The organism is Paraburkholderia sp. SIMBA_030 (assembly GCF_046535245.1).
GTDB lineage: Bacteria > Pseudomonadota > Gammaproteobacteria > Burkholderiales > Burkholderiaceae > Paraburkholderia.
The window spans coordinates 1-241 of sequence record NZ_JAWRXB010001474.1 but is presented as its reverse complement, the minus strand read 5'-3'; the positions used below and the strand labels follow the sequence as shown (position 1 = coordinate 241).

Annotated in this window: 1 protein-coding gene; it reads left to right on the top strand. The window is 66.4% G+C overall.

Annotated elements, in window-relative coordinates; translation table 11 throughout:
• Positions 1-13: 13 nt before the first annotated feature.
• Positions 14-241 (top strand): ATP-binding cassette domain-containing protein (locus SB772_RS44925; RefSeq protein WP_410839143.1); only part of this gene is annotated, 228 nt, incomplete at its 3' end.

Below are 241 nucleotides of genomic sequence, written 5' to 3'. Positions count from 1 at the left end.
CAAGAGCACCCTGGTGCAGTTGCTGACGCGGTTCTACGAGGTGCAAAGCGGCGCCGTGAAACTGGACGGCATCGACTTGCGCGAACTGGCCCAGCATGACCTGCGTCGCAACGTCGGTGTGGTATTGCAGGACAACGTGCTGTTCAGCGGCAGCATCCTCGACAACCTGCGCCTTGCCGCCCCCGGTGCCGACGCTGCACGGCTGGTAGCGGCAGCCCGCGAGCTGGGGGCCGACGAGGTG